Raw genomic sequence first — 18143 nt, 5'->3', positions numbered from 1 at the left:
CGATCCGCTCACCCGAAGTCCGGGATAAGGGCCAGCGTTTTCGGGTCGCCTGCCAGGTGAGTGATGAACCGCCGGTCCAGGAACCGGTTGCCGCGCTCGCACGTCGTCTCGGACACGAACAGACAGGAGTGGCAGGCGGCACCGTGCAGGAAGTCCTCCGGCGCCTTGGGAAGACGCTCGCCGCACAGCGGGTCCGAGGAGCACCGCCCCGCTTTGTACAGCGCCGTCCGTACGATCCTTGCCAGCCGGTTCTCCCCGGTGCTCGGGTCCTGATCGGCGAGGGAGACCAGCCCGCCGAGCGTGCCCTCCGAGTCCGGGACGGCCGTGTAGATGAGGATGCCGGTCCGCCGTTCCTCGGCGTCGCCGCTATAGATCCGCTCGGCCAGACTCGCCGAGTTGTAGCCGCACTCCATCGCGATGGTGCGGATGAGCAGATGGGAGAGCGTGTGAAGGGCGATGTAGCGACTGCCTGGCCAGCCTTGCATCAGGTCGGAGCCGTCCTGGATCCGTTCCGACCTGCGGTGCTCACGGAACCGGCCGAAAGCCGCGGCGTGTGCGGCGAGAGCGTCGCTCGACGCGACCCGCTGCTCCCACTGCTCGATCAGGTGATCGTCCACCCTCAGAAACAGCCCCTCGCCACGCACCTCACTGGCTGGCACCCAGTCGCGTTCGCGCCGCCCCAGGTCGACGCGGGTGACCAGGCCGGGGTCCTCGGGATCGGGGGCGTCCAGCCGAGTGAAGCCGATGAGGGCCCGCACCTCGCGTAGCCGCTCCACCTGCCGCACCTGGGAGAAGACGGTGGACAGCGGCCCACTGAGCGAGGCGTCCACGAGCGCGAAGTCCTCGGTCGGGTCGGCGGTCTTCGCCGCGGACAACACCTGCCACTCGGGGGTCAGCAGGTCCGGAGGGCCCGGCGGCTGCTCGGTCTCGCCCGCATCACCCGACAGGGCCGAGCGGTAGGCGGAGATGGCCTGCCAGACCTGTGCGGGCTCGTAATCTCGAAGGTAGCGGTGGTGCTTCGACTTCTTGGCGAACATGGCGATCTCCGCCTCGTCCTCGAAGTCCTCCAGGTCCGGCCAACGTTCCTCGACGAGCTTGCGCAGCGAGTCGGCGCCGGTATCGGGCAGTGCCAGTGCGCTGAGCGTCACGGGGAACCACTGGTTAGACGCGCCCACGACCAGCAGATACGGCGTCTCGTCACAGGTGTCGTAGACGCCGTCGAACTGAGGGTGCCGGCCACGGCAGCGGGGCAGGTTCTCGCGGCCCTTGTCGCCCATCGCGTCCCGGATGTTGCGTTTGGCCTTCTTGCACACGAGGCATTCGAGGGAGACGTTGGCCGCGAGGTTGCCGCCGTTGTCGCGCATCCGCAGCGTCGGGTACGTCGTGTCGGGGCAGGCGCGACCCTCGTGCACGAACTCCGTGTAGGGGAACTCGTCGAGGTGGCCCTTGGTACAGGCGAGCGCAAAGCGGGCGGCCACGGCCAGGGGCTTACGGCCCTTCTTCTTCCGGTAGCAGTTCTCGTGGTAGAAGCGCGCCTCGTCGGGGCGGCGGGCGTTGTTGTTCTCGAATCCCCACTTGCCCGAGCCCAGGGAGGCAAGCTCATTACAAGCCGTGCAGCGCAGCCACTGCGGGAAGGGGGTTACGGGCACGCCGATCCGTGCCGCGTTCCCCTTCGGGTCGGTGTCAGTGCCGGGGATCCACGGCGCCGCACGCAGTTCGCCCACCTGGTTAGGGCCGTAGCGCCGCAGGGCCCGGTTGACGGCCCCGCGGAGCCGGGGTTCCTCGATCACCGGATCGGGCACGCCAGCGTAGCTCCAGTGGTCGAGGCCCTTGACCATGACGGAGAAGTTGGGCAGGTCGACGAGGGCGCCGACGCCGCCGGTGAACATGAGGTGGCTCGGCCGTACCGCCCCCACCCGCCTGAAGTATCCGCCGCCGCTCATTACCGCCGCCCCCTGGCCGTGCCGTTGTCGTCGCCGTTCCCGTCCGAGTCCGGCACCTCGCCGAGTCCGTCGCCGCTCGCCGTATCCGGGCCGTCTCCGTTCTCCGCGGGTGGTCCGAACTCCCAAGCAGTGCCGGCCGGGGCCGACAGCACGGTGTCGGCGGACAACAGCATGTTGATCTCATTCTCCGTTTCGCGCATCGACTGAGGGACTGTGAGCACGTCCCATCCGCTGCCGTCCGCGTTGCACAGCAGGCCCAGCACCGTCTGCTTCTGCCGGGTCTGGCCCCGGTAGCCGAGCCGGCCCTGCTCACCCTTCTTGGCCGTCCAGGCATCACGCAGGGCGTCGATGCGCTCGGCGAGGTAGCCGCGCGCCCGGTCCCCGTCCACGGCCTCCGCGCGCGCCAGCAGTCGTCGCTCGACGTCCCGCACACGCGGATCGTCGAGGTCCACGCCCTCCGCATCCACGTTGTCGGAGAACTCGTCGCACGCCTGACGCACGGCGGAGACATACGTGGCGGTGGTGCCCCGGTCGAGCGCCCGGCGCGTGAACGGAGTCACCGACAACGCCTCGACCTGCCGGTAGAACGTCGCGTGGTAGTGCTCGAAGTCCTCGAAGTGAGCTAGGTCGCGGGGCCGCGCCCAGTTGTAGAGCGTGATCACGATGCCAGGCCGCTTGGCCTGACGTCCGACACGGGAGGACGCCTGAATGTACTCGGCGGTGTTCTTCGGCTGCCCGGTAACGACCATCAGGCCGAAGCGGGAGACGTCGACACCCACCTGCAGCATCGACGTGGCCAGCACGTGGTCGACCGGCCTGCGGTGCAGCGGGGCGGGCAGGACCCGCGGCTCACGGGCCCTCCCGGCATCCCGGAGCTCGTCGACAATCGCCTTTTTGCGCACCGACGTGTCGTGCTCCGGGTTGAACCCGATCTCCAGCCGCTTGAGGGTAGCGCTGATCTCCGCCGACGAGATACGGGAGGTCAGCTCCTGGAGGTTGAGCATGTCGGTGTCGCGCAGCAGCCGGTTGGCGATGCCCCGGCGGCGTCCGTTGGCCCGCAGCCGGCTCGGCACGTCGTCGTCCAGGACCCGCCGCATACCGGCGAGTTCCTTGGTCGCGTTGAAGTACCCGACCACCGTCATGTACGGATCGGCGGGAGCGCCGTAGAGGTCGAACATGTGCTGCCCGGCGAGCAGGAGGATCTCTGCGACACGGATCTCGGCAGCCTTCATACGCACCCCGTGCGCGCAGACGCCGTAGTAACGCCGCCCGGGGTTGTCACGGGTGACGTCGACCTGTTGGGAAAAGAAGGTGTCGCCGACGTCGACCACCTGCGGCGGGAAGATCGCCAGGTCCCGGGCGAATACGCCCAGCACCTGCGCACGGGCGTTGCGAGTGGTGGCTGTCGACGCGACGATCTTCGGCCCGGTGTCCCGGAGCTGCCCGTGTGCATCCTTCGCCCGCCAGGTGCACAGCTGGTCTACGGCCGACTCGAACAGCCCCACTGTGGTGCCCAACGCCCCGGAGATCAGGTGCAGCTCGTCCTGGATGATGAGATCCGGGGGCCGCAGCCGCTGCGGCATAGGCCAGCTGGTCACGGCCTTGTGCCGGTCCTTGGCGTTATGCCGGGACCCGCATCCGATCTCCTCGTCGAGGTCGTCGTGGCGGTAGCCATGCCGATCACAGTAGGCACTCACGCGCCCGAACAACATTCCCGCATAGCCACGCCACGGCAACTGAGCAAGCTTGTCCACGGTCGCGATCAGCAGGCTCGGCACCAGCCGGTAGATCTCCTCATCGACCGTGAGGATCGGCAGCCCCTCACCCCGCGCTCGTATCCGGGAGAACGGACACGGCTCCGCGTCCTCGCCGCGCGGGCAGTACACGATGACGCGCCGCCGTACGTCATCAGGCGCCACGTCCCGCCACGCGCGCAGTTCCTCGCCGCACCACGGGCAGGACAGCACCTGGAGGACGTTCGCGTGCCGTCCCGAAGCGGACTCGTTGGCCTCGGCGATCTGCTGCGCCGCGTCCCCGTACCAGTTCGGCGAGACACCGGCACCGACCCACAGCCCGATGCGGAACGGCCTGCTGCCCCAAACCTCCTCGTCTTCCCTGCGGAGCACCTCCGTGGCGCACACCAGGGCGGATGCTCGCTGAAACTGCTGGGCCGTCAGCAACCTCAGCGTGTAACGCATCAGTACGGCGACGCCGTCCCGTCCCTCGCGGGCGTCCTCGCCCTCCGCGACGACCTTCTGCAGCCGCCGGATGGCGAACGTGTAGGCCGTGAGACCGAGATACGCCTCCGTCTTGCCGCCACCGGTCGGGAAGAACAGGAGGTCAACCGTGGCGGTGCTGTCCGCCCTGCGCTCCTTGTGCGCGGGGTCGGTCAGGGAGCACAGGTTGAGGAGCACGAACGCCAGCTGGAAGGGGTACCAGCTTGCGGCCACCGCACCGCGTCCGTCGACCTCGGCGTAGGCCGCCGCGTACGTGGGCGGCTTCTCACCGCCCTCGGCTCGCAGTGCGGCCGTCGCCGTGGCCCGACGCTGCATGGCCATGGCCCGGTTGGCGAAACGGAACGCGCGTAGCGCGTCGCGGTCGGTGTGCAGCAGCTCGATACCGAGGGCGATCCGGCCGCACGCGTCGCGGGCCTCGTCGACCGCCCGTAGCGCGGTGGTCCGCAGTTCGCCTGACAGCGACTCCGCCTTGGCGGCCTGCTGTTGCAACCAGCCGTCGTAGCCGTCGGCCAGCGGCTGCAGGGCCTTCAACAGCTCGTCGCGCCGCTCCCATACGGCCAGTTCGGCGAGCTTGTCCATACTCACCTCAAGACCGGCGAGCAACGGCTGACGCGCCGTGTTCGGCGCGACCGTGGCCGGTACGTCCTTCGCCGGCAGCCAGGTCGTCTCCAACTTGACCGCACGCCGCCCCTTCGGCATGACACGCGCGTGCACGGCGACGTTCCGTCCGTGCGCGTGCTTCAACTCCTGCCGGTACAGCAGCCGCAGATGCTGTTCCTCGGGGTTCTCCAGGATGTGGCCGGGCTCGTCGGACAACGGGTCGTCGATCGGCAGGAAGACGCTGGACTGCCCGTCGAAGGAGGTGACTTCCAACTTCGTCTGGAACAGCCACTGTCCGTCCCGTAGTTCACGGGACTCCTCCAGCGCGTTGATCAGCGATACGTCGACGAAGCGCAGGTTGTCCGCGCCGTCGACGGTGCCGGGGCGCTCCCGTACGTGGACGCTCAGTCGGATGCAGGGAAGGTCGGGGTCGCTGTCGTCGACGCCTTCCAGAACCTTGTGGACGGTGCCCGGCGAGTCGACGGGAATGTCCACCTCGTACCGGACGGGCTCCCGCGACCACGCTCGCACCGGTTTGCCGTCGTCGGTCTTGCTGTCGCTCTGCTGGTACCGGCCCCAAGAGGCGACGACACTGAGCATGCCCACATCAGCTGGCACCAGGAAGCTCAGCCCCATGGACGACGCCCACAGCCGTCCGGCGGCCTGCGGGGTGAGCCGCTCTGCGAGCTCCGGGTCCCGCCCGTCCCCCTCAGCGCTGACCTCGGTCTCCGCCTGCCCCGCCGCGACCTTCACGGGAGCGTCGGTCGGCGCGGGCCGGGGCCCGAGAAGCCCGACGAGGTACCGGTCACGGGGCCCCGCGCTGTGCGGCGCCAGCGCCTCGGTCTCGTCGCCCCACGGCCCCAGCAGATCCCGTGAAATCAGCTTGCCGAGCTCCTCCCGGACGTCGTACGAAGTCCCAGACTGGAAGGTCTGCGGGACTTCGTCCACGGGGTGGGGAACGCCCGGCTCCGGAACGGAGGCGTTCTGTGGTGACGACGGCATGCGCGTATCCCTCCCTGGGTGCGGATCGGCAACCGCGAACAACGATAGAGCGGCCCACTGACAGAGAGGGGTCACGGCAGAGAAGGCAGCCCAGTACGACGCGCTACGCACGCAGTGCCCGAGCCACTCAGAGACGACCGCGCTCTTTCACCTACACCCCAGCACACTCCGCTGAGAGTTGAGGAACTCAGACTAGGGGACAAGTGATCAGTGGTTGGGTTCGTGAGCGCATCGAGCGGTACGGCGTGAGCGGGAGCAGACGATCGAGTGGCTTGCCCCAAAGGTACGGGATAGCGTTCTCGTTCCCCAGTGACGGCTGGAAAGGCTTCTCGTATTGCGGCCAGGTGGGATGCTCAGGCTCGTGCTTCCTGTCGGCACGACAGGCACTGCTTCGTTGCCTTCCGCCCCTTGGGCCGTGATGCGCCTGGGTCAGCTCCTGGAAGGCCATGTACGACCACGTGAACACGATCGTCCCCGATGGCCGCGTACCCGGCTGTGGTCGCTGGAGAGGCGTGGCGCATCAAGCGCTGAGTCATGAGCAGATCTCTGCCGGACGAGCGGTAAACCATCGTTCCGTATCGGTGTCTCAGCTGGTGGTACCGCATGCGGATGCCGATCTTGGCCGCGACTCCGGCGACAGTGCGGGAGACTGATTCGGGACGTGTGCCTTCCCAGAATTTGCCGTTTCCTGTCATATCGAGTGCCTTCATAACGACCGGCGGTACAGGGATGGTGTCCGTGCGTCCGCCCTTGCCTGTAACGCGGAGAATTGCTGTGCCATCATCGAGGACAGAAATGTCGCCGCGGGCGAGCTTGGCTGTTTCGTGCGCACGAAGCCCGCAGAAGGCCCCCAGCAGCACCCACGCCTTGGGCACACCTTGTGTGCAGCTCATGATCCGAGTGAGGTCTTCCTCCGGTAGCGGATGCGGCGTAGATCGCGGAATAGCAGGTTTGCGTATTCCTGCTATCAGATCGACCCCGAGCCATTTCCCGAATGCCTGGAGGTGGTTTAGGTAGGTTCTACGCGACCACGGACGCAATGGGCGTGTGGCGAAGTAGGCGATGACGTGATCGACCTTCAGCAGCTCGACGGCTACGTCGGCGAAGCGAGCGATGGCCTTGATGCATCGCACACGAGCCCCGATGGTGCTGACCGAATATCCGTCTGCACGCTGCGCCTCGATGAACCTGTCGAGTGTCATACAGAGATTTGTTCTGCGGGAGGCGCTACAGCTAACGTGGCGAGTAGAGCTTGGCTGATTTTATTCGAGAGCCGTCCAGAATCGCCTTCTTTCCGAATTTGCCGCCCGCCTGATATGGCGCAACTTTCGTCCTTATTGGGTCGAAATGTCGAGAAAATCGGCTACTCGGAAGTTTTTGCCATCGTCGAGAGAGACGTCAAGCCCGAACGACTCAAGAACAACCGCAAGACCTATCGTGACTATTGGTGGCAATATGCAGAAAAGCGACCGGCCATGGTCGGCGCAATCAAGGGGCTCGACCGTGTTCTGGTGGTAGCGCGAGTGAGCCGAACCGCTGTTGCGACAATGGTTCCCGCAGGTCAGGTACTGAACGAGAAGATCGTAGTGTTCGCGACCGACGATTTCAAATGGCTGACCTTGCTGAACTCGAACATTCACATCCAATGGGCATGGAAGTATTCAGCGACACTGAAATCTGATTTGCAATACACTCCTTCCGATTGCTTTGAGACATTTCCGATCCCGGAAGAATTTTCCAGCCTGGGGAATCTCGGAGAGGAGCTCAACAAGGGTCGCTCGCTAGCTATGGAGACGCGCCATCTAGGGCTAACCAAGCTTTACAATCTGATTCATGACCCAACCGTGAAGGATGGTGACATCGAAAGCATTCGTCAAATCCATCGAACTATTGATGAAGCGGTCGCTGAAACCTACGGAATCCCTGACGTGAATCTTAGTCATGGATTTTACGAAACCCGACAGGGTGTCCGCTACACTATTGCGCCGGCATGGTCCGTTGAAGCGCTCGATTTCCTGCTCTCCCTGAATCATGAAATGATGCAGGGAGGAACAAAAGCGGGGAGCGATCAGCAGAAGAAATCTGCACAAAAAAGGGTAGCACCGGCATCGATTTCGGATGTATTGTTCTAAGTCTTCATTAGAACAAAGTGTCACTCGCGCTACCCTGGCCTGCATTTTTTGACGCTGTGACCGTTGTGGGGAGCGCGGGAGATTCAGAGCGATGGAATGCGTGATTGAGTTCCAGTGCTCTATCCAAAATTTCCGACCGAACGGGAGAAGCGACCGTGAACCGTTCACCTTGCCGTGTCGAGTAGAAGCCGTGTGAAGGATTGAGATCTTGCCAGCCGTACGCTTCCAGTACCGCCTCGTCGATCTCGCGATGCACATGCCTCAACGCGACAATGTCGCTGTCATGGACAGATGCGTCATGGACTAGACCGTAGAGTTTTGTCAGACCCGTCTGTCGCTCCATCATGGTCACACCACGCAAATTGTCCAATGTCTCGCCCGCACCCTCCATGCGCTCCGTCGCCTGCGGTTGTGGCAACGTTTCATACACATCAGATGGGGTGTACCGAAGATCTCCCTTGAGGCTTGACGCTCGTGCAATCGCCCAGGCGTAGTGGATACCGCTGCTGAGTAGCGCTAGGTGCGCAGTCCGATCAGTTGTAAAGACCACGGTTTGTTCGCTGACGACTTGACCAGTGGGCACGAAGAGCGGCAACCCAGTCTTGCTCACCCGCGCTACCACCAGAACACGGTCCATGTCTGCGATGGCCTGGTACAGCCTGGGAGCTCGCTCGGCATATTGCCACCATCTCTCACGTCGCACCTTGCGGTTGTTCTTGAGTCGTTCGGGCTTGACGTCTCTCTCGACGATGGCAAAAACTTCCGAGTAACTCCGGGCCCGCTCCTCGCTCCAGTCATGGAAGTTGATCACCCAGCGGCTGGCTGAGCAGTCTGGGCGGGAGTTGAGGTCCTCGCCGTTGAGGTAAGGGAAGAGGACGTCCTTGTTGCGTGGGTCGCGTTGGATGAGGTCGTGGGCCTGTTCGGGGGTGAGGACGAACCCCTTCCCCAGGACGTTGGCTCCCTGGAACGACTTGCCCTTGTTGACTAGCAGACGGTACGGCCGCCCCGAAACCCGAGACCGCGGATCAAGCGACGAAGTGATACCCCGGACCACGACATCGTCCAGTACCCGAGTGGCCTCAGCGCCCAACCCCGGCCTGGTAGTCCAGACAGCGCAGTACTCCAGTGCCGCAGACCGCGAAGGCCAACGCGCGCTCTTCACCGCTCGGCGTACCTCGATGCCGTCATCCAGTAGCTGGTCGAGTCCAACCTCCCGAGTATCGCCCTGGGCAAGCGTGTTGGTAGCGATCAGGCCCGTCTGGCCGCGCTCGCTGAGCAGTTGGTGGGCTCGGAGCTCGAAGTACGCGACGAGGTCCGCGCTACCCCGCTGCCCACGCCCCAGCCCTAGCACGAGGTACTCGCGGTATGCCTGCCCCAAGGTCCCCGTCAGTTTCTGGCCACCGAGGAAAGGGGGGTTGCCGACGATTGCGTCGAAGCCGCCCTGCTCGGCCTCGAAGACCTCGGGGAACACGAGAGGCCAGTGCACGGGCAGACGGACGAAGCCGTCCGCAGGGAGGTCCTTGCTCAGCCAGTCGAGAGCCCGCGTCCGAGCATCGTGGATCACGGGGTCGGAGTCGCGGACTGACTCAGAGGCGACCATGCCGGCCAGCTCCGCAGCCTGGATGTAGGTAGCGCTCTGCAACGAGTCACCGCCACCCGCAGAGGCGAGGCCCGCCCCCGTCGTCAGGTCGCCGATCAACCGCAGGCGTTGCAGGTGTTCGTTCGTGGCCGCGAGCAGGCGCCGTTTCTCATCCAGGTCGGCGATGGTGTCGCTGTGGATGCCGGCGATGGCCTGCCGGTTGTCTGCCGCGCCGTGGACACGAGCACGCGCCCACTCGGTCCACCCCTCTTCGAAGGCTCCCCGATGGAGCTTGCGGCCCGCTACCGGATCGAGATGCACACTCTCGATCTGCTCCAGGTTGGCGATCCCCAGCAGCGAGTCCCCCGCCACCAACCGGTCGTCCAGAAACGTGAACGGGCGTTCCGGGTCCATGGAGATCAGCCACAGCGACAGCTTGGCCATCTCCACCGCCATGGGGTTGATGTCCACCCCGTACAGGCAGTGCTCGATGATCAGGCGCCGGGCGCGGACCATCACCGGGTCGCTTTCCGCGTCCGCCGCCGTCATGGCGCCCGTCTGGTCACGGTGGCTGCCGCGGAAGGCCAGGGCCTCCTCGTCCTCCGCCTCGACCCAGGCGTCGACCAGACGGTCCGCCAGGTAGCGGCAGGCGGCGACCAGGAAGGCGGCCGACCCCATCGCGATGTCGGCGACCTTGAGCTTCAGGATGTCGTCCGCGCTGACGAGCTTCCATTGCTTGTCGTCCGCCGTCTGGAGCGGGCCCGGACGGTAGACGAGTGGCTCCAGTGCTCCCACGGCGACCTGCTGGGCCAGGACACGCGGCGTGTAGTGGGTGCCGGTGTTCTTGCGGAGGCGGGACTCCGTGACGTACAAGCCGTCCTCCGGGATCACCACCGGTAGACCGCGAAGGTCGTCGCGGAGGAGGCCGTGGAAGGGGAGGATGCGCTCGGCCAGGTCGCGGTCGTTCTCGGTGACCGCGAGCAGGCGGTGGGCGGCCTTGCCTCGCGCCTGATCGTCGCCAGGCGCGAGCAGCTTCTCCATCTTTGACGCCGCGGCCGGCGGCCTGGGGTCCTTCAAGTGCTCGTACAGCTTCTTCGACAGGCCAGGGAGGTTGGGCTTCTGGCCGGAGACGGCGCGTGCGCCCACTCCGAACGGGGCGGCCAGTTCCTCCAGTTCGGTCAGGCTCACCTCGTGTTCCAGGCCGGGCTTGCCGATGAGCCCGAGCACGGTGTCTTGGGCGCGCTTGCCGTCGTACGAGAGGAGACCCTCGTACACGTAGCCGATCTGCTCGACGTCGAGGGCGCGGAAGGTCAGTCGGCGCCGCTCCCTGTTGACGACAACGAACTGCACCGAGTCGAGGACGTGTAGGACGGTGCGGTCATCGATCGGGAGAAGGGAGGTGTAGCCGTCGGCGGCCTGTGTGGCGTCGTCGTCCGTGGCGTCTGCGCCCTCCGGCACCGCCTCCAGCCAGGGGAAGCGCTTCGGGTCGAAGATCGAGCCGTCGTACGCGGGCAATGTGAGCAGCGGATGGTCCACTCCCCCGTGGACGGCGTGGAAGAGGGCGATCAGCCGATGCCAGGCGGCGGTGGTGTGGTCCAGGGAGTCCTCGCCGTCCGCGCGGCGGCGTTTGTCCAGCGTCTCGTACAGCCGCCCGGCCGAGTACGCCTCCGCGTAAAGCTCGTTGTCAGCGGGCAGCAGGCCCCGTTCCTCGGCGAAGAGGAGAAAGACGACGCGCATCATGACCGCGACGGCGCCCCGGTAAACCTCGCTCGCCGGTACGCCAGACAGTCCTTTGCCGCCGCGTTTGACCATCCGGGCCTCGGCGCGGCCGATGGAGTCCACCAGGAGTTCGACGGCCTGACGGACCTGAATGCCAAGCGCCTCGGTGACGTCTTCCTGACCGTCCAGGCTCTCGCGCAGCAGCGCAGGAAGCAGTTCGTCCGCCGGCCGTCCGAAGTACCGGCCGCGGCGGAGGAGGGACACCCAGGCGCGGACCGCCACCAGGTCGGCTGCCTCGTTCCAGGCGATGGTGTCGAAGGTGGCGCTCGTCGTGACGCCGCCGGGCGGTGCCCAGACCAGGGACCACCAACGGCCGTCGGTGACCAGGCCCAGCTCGACGCCATGGTGGCGCAGGACGTGGGCGAGCCGGTCGACTCCGCTCGCCGCCCAGGAATCGTCCCTGATACGGCGGGTCGGCACGGTGTCGGGCGGGAGGACCAGGCCGAGAATCGGCATGTGTTGGGCGGTGCCAGCAGTATCCGGTTCGGCGGTGGGGTCGGTTCCGGGGCGGACGAGGGCGAAGTCGGGGCGGACGGTGGTGTCGGACCCGGGCGGGCTGACGGCGAACCGGTCCAGCAGCGTGTCGTCCTCGGCCAGGCTCTCACCGCTGTCGCCGAACTGTCCGGCGCCCTCCCGCAGATGCAGGGCGTCGTCCCATTCCAGCAGGGTGCGCAGCTGGAAGCCGATCCAGTCGAGGCGGCCGGCGCCCTTGCGGTCGTCCTGCCAGATGCCGTGGTGGAGGCGGATGTCGGCGCGGCGCCCGCTGGGCACGCCTTCCAGCTGTGGCCAGCTGCGCAGCAGGACCGGCAGGGTGAGGAACGGGCCGGACACCTCGACGAGGTTCAGCCAGTCCAGGTGCTGCTGCTTGCCATCGGACGCCTTCGCGGCACGGATTGCGGCGGCGGAGGGGCGGCGACCTCCGGAACGGGGCGCGGGGGTCATCAGTAAGCCTCCTTGGCGGGGATGACGAAGACGACGGCGACTGGGAAGAGATGATCCTGCGGCTCGCGGTAGCGGGCGGCAATCGCGGCGAGTTCGCGCTCGCGTTCGCCCTCCACGCCGTCGAGCCGGGCCCGCCAGCGTTTGCGGTCGTCGGCGAGCTGGCGGCGTTCGTCGGGATCCTTCAGCTCGTCCAGGCCGAAGAGCGTGTCCATCCCGCCTGTCGCGGAGGCCGCCGTGGCGGAGGAGGTCTCGCCGAGCCGGTTCCGCAGAGTGCGCTGGAGCCGGTCGAGGGTGGCGTTGATGCGCAGCTCCTCATCGGCCTGGCGCTCGGCCAGCCGGTCCATCAGGGACGCCTTGCGCTCCTTGCCGCGCGCGTCGACGGACTGGGTGAGGCCCTCGTATGTCTTCGGCCAGCTCTGCTGGAGGCGGTGGAGCAGGCGCTCCTTCGCGGGGCGGCCCTCCGTGAGCGCACGGTCCAGGATCGATGCGACCGCCTCCACGCCGCGCAGTCGACGCTGCCAGCCGTTGTCGCCGAGCCAACCGCCCGCGTGCAAGATCTCCTCGTGGAGGCGCTGACCGTCCGTGCCGACCAGCACGAAGCGGGCGTACGCGCCGACGAACGTGGTCTCCAGAGCCGGGTCATCGCTGACGACGGCCGTGATCCGGCGCAAGTCGACGTTGTCCGCGTTCCACACGGCCGCGCGCAGCAGCCGCGTCGACATGGCTACCAGCGGATGGTTCAGATGGGCCAGCACGATGTCGGGGCGTCCCGAGGCCGCCAGCGCGTCGAAGGTGACCGGGCGCAGGACGTCGGGGCGGAGCTTGTCGGGCAGGCCGTGGGTGGCGCGCTCCCACGAGCCGGTCAGCGGGGGCACGGTGTACAGGCCCTGCCGGAAGTCGTCTTCGGACGGCGCGTTCTCGTCGAGGCACAGTACGAGGGGCTGCTGGCGGGCCAGGTTCAGCGCGGTGTTCACCACGCGGGCGACTCGGTCCGGGGTGATGCCGAGTTCTACGGTCGTCTGCTTCAGCTGGGCGCTGAGCCGTCGCACCTGCTCGGTGACGTTCTGTTCGGCGTCCACCTTGCCGCCCGTGGGACGACCCTTGATCTTCTTCGCGCGGGCGTGCTCGATGTCGAAGTCGCTGAGCTGGCCCGTCATCCGCAGCTGGACCTTCTCGGCGAGCACGGCGTTGACCTCGCCGAGGTCCTCCTCCATCTGCGCGACCTTCCGCGCAATACGGGCGAGGAACTCCAGGTCGGCCTCGTACACGTCCGTCCTGGCCTTGTCCCAGGCCGCGCCGACGAAGTGCATGATCTGCGGGTTGTATCGCTGGCCGTACCGGTCGATGCGGCCGATGCGCTGTTCGAGCTTGTTGGGGTTGAACGGGATGTCGTAGTTGATCAAATGTCGACAATGATCTTGGAGGTCGATCCCCTCGCTGGCGGCGTCAGTCGCGATGAGGATGCGGACCGTGCCTTCGGGGCTGGTGGGCTGTTCCTGGAAGGCGAGCCGGATCTGCTCGCGCTCATCGGCGTTCTTCCCGCCATGGAGAGTGAGGACGCGGCCCTCCTGGGCCAGGCCCTCCTGCTGGAGCAGGTTCAGCAACCAGTCCTGGGTGTCGCGGTACTCGGTGAACACGACGACCCGCTCGTTCCCCCACCTCCCGCCGGTGAGACAGATGGCCTTGAGGGTCTTGACGAGCTCCTTGGCCTTGGCGTCAGGGGACGCCTGGTGGGCCTGGCCCCAGCGGGCCATCCGTTCCAGCAGCTCGGCCTCTTCCTCGGACGATCCCGGGGTGACCGTGGCGGCGCGGGTGATCACGTCGTGCTCGGCCTCGGCCAGCTCCTCGTCGTCGAGCTCGGCCGCGTAGTCCTCGTACTGCGTGATCCACAGCGGGGTCTCAACCGGGGCCGGAACCTCCTTGTTCCCGCCTGACTTCGCCCTGGCTCGTACCGATTCGAGGTGGACGCCAACGGTGTGCGCGAAGGCGGCGGGGGAAGAGAACAGCCGCTTCTTCAGCAGCAGGGTGACCAGGTCGACGGCCTTCCGACCGCCGCGCCGGTCGGGCGTGACCCGCTTCTTGCGCAGCTCGGCGTAGCGAGTGAGGAGGGCGTGGATCTCGCGCTCGGAGTCGGGGTACTCGACGGGCAGCGCCTTTGACTCGCGAACGTGGAAGCGAGGGTTGCCCTCCTCGTCGGTCACGGAGGTCTTCAGACGTCGTACGACGGTGTCGTCGAGGGCGTCCTTGTCCGGCTCGCCGCCGCGGAAGAAACGCTGGTTGTCGATCAGTTCCAGCAGAGCCGTGTACGACTCCTGGTAGCCGTTGTGCGGGGTAGCGGAGAGGAAGAGCCGGTGCTCGAAGTGGGGCGCGAGGCGCCGGATCAGCTTGGTCTGCTGGGAGTCGACGGCGTAGATCTGCTTGGGCGCGCTCGGGGCGACGTGGTGCGCCTCGTCCAGGATCAGCAGATCGAAAGTACGGCGCCCGGGGCGACCCGGCAGCTCCGTCGCCCCTCCCGGGGGCAGCACCTCGTCGATAAGCCGCTGCGCTTTGGGCGTGCGCAGCCAGGGAAGGCTGACGATGGTCAACGGGAACACCCGGAACGGGTTGGCGGCGCTGCTGTGCGTGCGACGCAGCTCGGCGCAGCAGGCAGAGTCAACCACGGTGAAGTCGAGACCGAACTTGTCGGCCATCTCGTCGCGCCACTTGAGGGTGAGCCCCGCCGGGCAGACGACCATGACGCGGTGGGCCCGGCCGCGCAGCCGCAGCTCCTCTGCGACCAGTCCGGCCTCCACGGTCTTGCCGAGACCGACATCGTCGGCGAGCAGCAGATTCACGCGGGGGGCTCCGACGGCGCGGGCGACTGGTTCCAGCTGGTACGGCTCGATGGCCACCCCTGACCGGAAGGGGGCTTGGAGCGTCTTCACGTCAGCGGAAGCGACGGCGGACCAGCGGACAGCGTCGAGGAAGGCCGCTAGCTGCTCCGGCGGGTCGAACGCTCCGGTGGAGGCGTCTGGGAGAGAGCCAGCTGGTAGAACACGACGCCCCGGCTCGACCTCCCATATCACGGAGAGGGTGTCGCCGTAGCGGCCATCGGCGACGGACTGTAGATGCACCACAGTGACATCGCCGGCCGGGGCGGCTTCGACTCCGGACACCACCCAGTTCTGGCCGCGTACCTGGACGAGAGCATTCTCCTTCGGCGGCGCGACGATTGCGGAGGCTTCGGAAGTACGGGTGGTTCCGGGCATGCGGACATCCTCCACTATCACTACCGGCGAGACGGCGGTGCCTACCGGAGTGCCTCATATTGACGAGCGATTCGTTCGTTGACCTAGATCACATACTTTCTCTCCTGATTGTGGACGGGACGACGGCTGGTCACTGCGGGAGGCGGAGCGCGCGGGTCAGTCTGCCCAGGCGGCTGACCAGACGCTCCACCTCGGCATGGGCGGGATGGTCGGGAGGCAGCGCGGTCCGTTGGTCGTCGGCGAGGCGGCGCAGAGCCTCCAGGGCTTCACCAGCCGAGCCTGAGCCCGCCAGGAGGGTGGCGATGTCCCGGCGGGTCTCCAACACCTCCGGATCCAGCGGGGGAAGTACCTCCTCCTGGAGATCGAGCGCCTCGCGAAGCTCCAGGAGGGCGGCAGAGTTGTGCCCGAGCCGGCCAAGGCAGCGGGCCGCCATCACCCGGCAAGCCGCGAGGTCCGCGTCCGGCGCGGAACGGGTCGACACGAGGGTTTCCGCGAGCTCCAGGCAGCCCTCGCGTGCCGCTTGCAGTTCCTGCCCTTCGAACTGCAAGCGGAGAATGGCCAGTCGGCGGGAGACGACCTCCGGATGGGAGGAGTCGAAACGGGGCAGCACCTCGTTGAGATCCTTGCCCAGCAGCTCCAGTGCCTGTGACAACCGTCCCTCTGCCGCGAGGCGTTGCGCGTGCTCGCGCAGGTCCGTCGACTCCGCAGGCGACCCGGCCCCGGAGGTGGACGGCGGTTGCGCTGGCCGAACGGAAGGTTGTGCAGTTGCGAGAGGGGCCGAGGAGTGCTCCGGAACGGATGCGTGTGCTTTGCCCGAAGGAGGATCGTTCGGAAGGTCGCTGCCATCGTGCGGCAGGCGCGCGGTGGCCTTGCCGGGCCTCGGCGTTCCGGCGCGGGCGGCCTTCGGCACGGCCTGCTCGGCCCAGGGCGCGAGGGTCTCCCGGACTTCGGCTGCGTCCGCCGGCCGGTCCTCCGGGCGCTTCGCAAGTAAGCGGGAGACCAGGTCGCACAGTTCGGCTGGTGCGTCGTCTCGCAGCCGTTCCAGTGGTACTGGAGTATCGGCGATGTGCTGGACCACCAGGGCCAGCGGCTCGTCAGCCGTGAACGGCGGTCGTCCGCCCAGTATCTCGTACAGCACGCACCCCAGTGCGTACAGATCACTGAGGGGAGTGGCCGCCTGCCCCTTGCCTTGTTCTGGAGAGATGAAGCCCGGAGTTCCGGCCACCATGCCCGCGTCGGTCAACCGTGGCCCGTCCGGTGGTTGCAAGGCGGTGGCGATACCGAAGTCGAGGACGCGTACCGTGCCGTCTGTCGTGAGCATCACGTTGCGGGGCGTCAGATCCCGATGGACGAAGCCGCGTCCGTGAGCCTGGACAAGCACGGAGCACACCTGGGCACCCACCGCGGCCGCCCACTCCACGGGAAAGGATCCACGCTGGGCCACCAACCGGTCCAGCGTGTGTCCGTACACGCGCTGCATGACCAGATAGAGCCGACTCGCTCGATGGGTGCCTGCATCATGGATGACCGGTACGTACGGATGCTCCAGCTTGGCCATCAGTCGTGCTTCTCTGGTAAAGCGGACGACGGCGGGGTCCTGCGGATCGAGCCTACGCGGCATCTTGGAGACAACCGTCCGTGGCGTCAGCAGTTTCACCGCCACAGACCGGTCCAGCCGCTGATCGTACGCCGCCCACACCTCGCCCATGCCACCTCTGCCGAGCAGCTCCGCCAGCTCGTAGCGGCCGTCGATCAGTTCGCCCCTCATCAGCTGATGGTCCCTCATCATCTTCCCCACGCCATGTTGCCGACCCGGGTTGCCAGTGGTCGTGGAGAGGCCGGGAATCGGGATGGGTGCGTGATGTCCGTACCCGAGTCCGGGAAGGAACCCCACGATGCGTCAGGTGCGGACGCAGGAATATGAGGGGCCAGGAGGGAATACACGACAGTTGCTACCTCGGGGACGAGCTGCATCACGAGATGCTGCATCGCCTTCCATGCACCAGCGTTGTGCACGGTCGCGATGGGGATGATCGACTCCGGCAAGAGGGCCGGTCTCACGGGGAAGTGCCCGGCGATGCGCTGCCGTTCGTCGTCGGGATCGAGGAGTTCCGGACGAATGAAATTGAGGGCGACCGGACGTCTCAGATACAGGTCGGCGCACACCTCGCGCATCGCTTCGTGACCTATCGGCGCGCGCATCTCGCAACGATCTGCGATGCGCTGTCCCCGAACCATACGGGGGCCTCCTCAAGGTGTGTACGCAACCGGTCTGTCCCGGACCATCACGGTGCGTGCATGGTCGCTGACGATCCTAGGTCAGCACGAGAGGGCCGGGGAGCGGACGAGTAAACCGAAAGTCTCGAAGCTACCGAATCCTTCGCCGACGCCCGCTCTACAAGAGTTGCGTGCCTTCAGGATCGGTGTACGACTCACAGTGCTACGCCGTATTCAAGGGGACGGGACGGAGTACTGGGGACTTTCACAGACGCTCCGCAAGTACGGGTTCGGGCAGGTCGCAGGCCGGCAAGATTGGCCCTTGCGTCGTGTGCCCTGTTGTCCGTCCTCTCTGCAGTACGGCCCCTGGCCAGGTATCAAGTCGGCAACCTCCGACTGCCCGAACCGGACGACATCAGGCACCTGAGGGTCGCATGCAATCCGATTCCGGTCGCAAGTTGTCA

The 18143-nt window shown here is 66.6% G+C and carries 8 protein-coding genes; 1 reads left to right on the top strand and 7 read right to left on the bottom strand.

Annotated features, from left to right (window positions below; translation table 11 throughout):
- Positions 1–8: 8 nt before the first annotated feature.
- The 3 genes from drmB to ACLZOT_RS21310 form a co-directional block, all read right to left on the bottom strand.
- Positions 9–1943, bottom strand: coding sequence for a DrmB family protein (gene drmB, locus ACLZOT_RS21320; RefSeq protein ID WP_416970573.1), 1935 nt, complete (start codon positions 1941–1943; stop codon positions 9–11).
- Complete coding sequence (gene drmA, locus ACLZOT_RS21315) at positions 1943–5782, bottom strand: DISARM system helicase DrmA (RefSeq protein WP_416970572.1); 3840 nt, start codon at positions 5780–5782, stop codon at positions 1943–1945. The genes drmB and drmA overlap by 1 nt, the downstream gene beginning before the upstream one ends.
- Before the next feature lie 353 nt (positions 5783–6135).
- The gene (locus tag ACLZOT_RS21310) at positions 6136–6915 is read right to left on the bottom strand and encodes a tyrosine-type recombinase/integrase (RefSeq protein ID WP_416970571.1); all 780 of its coding nucleotides are present in this window, start codon (positions 6913–6915) and stop codon (positions 6136–6138) included.
- Here ACLZOT_RS21310 and ACLZOT_RS21305 point away from each other — a divergent pair.
- Positions 6850–7914, top strand: coding sequence for a type IIL restriction-modification enzyme MmeI (locus ACLZOT_RS21305; protein ID WP_416970570.1), 1065 nt, complete (start codon positions 6850–6852; stop codon positions 7912–7914). The two genes, ACLZOT_RS21310 and ACLZOT_RS21305, sit on opposite strands and share 66 nt — an antisense overlap.
- Positions 7915–7921: 7 nt before the next feature.
- Here the strand turns inward: ACLZOT_RS21305 and ACLZOT_RS21300 are convergent, their stop codons facing one another.
- From ACLZOT_RS21300 to ACLZOT_RS21285, 4 genes are all read right to left on the bottom strand, one after another.
- The gene (locus ACLZOT_RS21300; protein ID WP_416970569.1) at positions 7922–12214 is read right to left on the bottom strand and encodes an Eco57I restriction-modification methylase domain-containing protein; all 4293 of its coding nucleotides are present in this window, start codon (positions 12212–12214) and stop codon (positions 7922–7924) included.
- A complete protein-coding gene (gene drmD, locus ACLZOT_RS21295) occupies positions 12214–15462 on the bottom strand; it encodes a DISARM system SNF2-like helicase DrmD (protein ID WP_416970568.1) in 3249 nt (1082 codons plus the stop codon). Before drmD ends, ACLZOT_RS21300 begins: the two co-directional genes overlap by 1 nt.
- A gap of 130 nt (positions 15463–15592) precedes the next feature.
- Complete coding sequence (locus tag ACLZOT_RS21290; RefSeq protein WP_416970567.1) at positions 15593–17230, bottom strand: protein kinase domain-containing protein; 1638 nt, start codon at positions 17228–17230, stop codon at positions 15593–15595.
- A 17-nt stretch (positions 17231–17247) separates the two neighbouring features.
- Positions 17248–17700 carry a hypothetical protein gene (locus ACLZOT_RS21285; protein ID WP_416970566.1) on the bottom strand — a complete coding sequence of 151 codons (453 nt, stop codon included), beginning with the start codon at positions 17698–17700 and terminating at the stop codon, positions 17248–17250.
- Positions 17701–18143: the final 443 nt, after the last annotated feature.

The organism is Streptomyces sp. 4F14 (genome assembly GCF_048159485.1).
In the GTDB taxonomy this organism is placed as follows: domain Bacteria; phylum Actinomycetota; class Actinomycetes; order Streptomycetales; family Streptomycetaceae; genus Streptomyces.
The sequence above is the reverse complement of the archived record's forward strand: the minus strand, read 5'-3'. Positions and strand labels throughout refer to the sequence as shown.

Coding starts and splice junctions, on each gene's coding strand:
- drmA (WP_416970572.1), bottom strand. CDS start 5,782: ATGCCGTCGTCACCACAGAACGCCTCCGTTCCGGAGCCGGGCGTTCCC.
- ACLZOT_RS21290 (WP_416970567.1), bottom strand. CDS start 17,230: ATGAGGGGCGAACTGATCGACGGCCGCTACGAGCTGGCGGAGCTGCTC.
- ACLZOT_RS21285 (WP_416970566.1), bottom strand. CDS start 17,700: ATGGTTCGGGGACAGCGCATCGCAGATCGTTGCGAGATGCGCGCGCCG.
- ACLZOT_RS21300 (WP_416970569.1), bottom strand. CDS start 12,214: ATGACCCCCGCGCCCCGTTCCGGAGGTCGCCGCCCCTCCGCCGCCGCA.
- drmB (WP_416970573.1), bottom strand. CDS start 1,943: ATGAGCGGCGGCGGATACTTCAGGCGGGTGGGGGCGGTACGGCCGAGC.
- drmD (WP_416970568.1), bottom strand. CDS start 15,462: ATGCCCGGAACCACCCGTACTTCCGAAGCCTCCGCAATCGTCGCGCCG.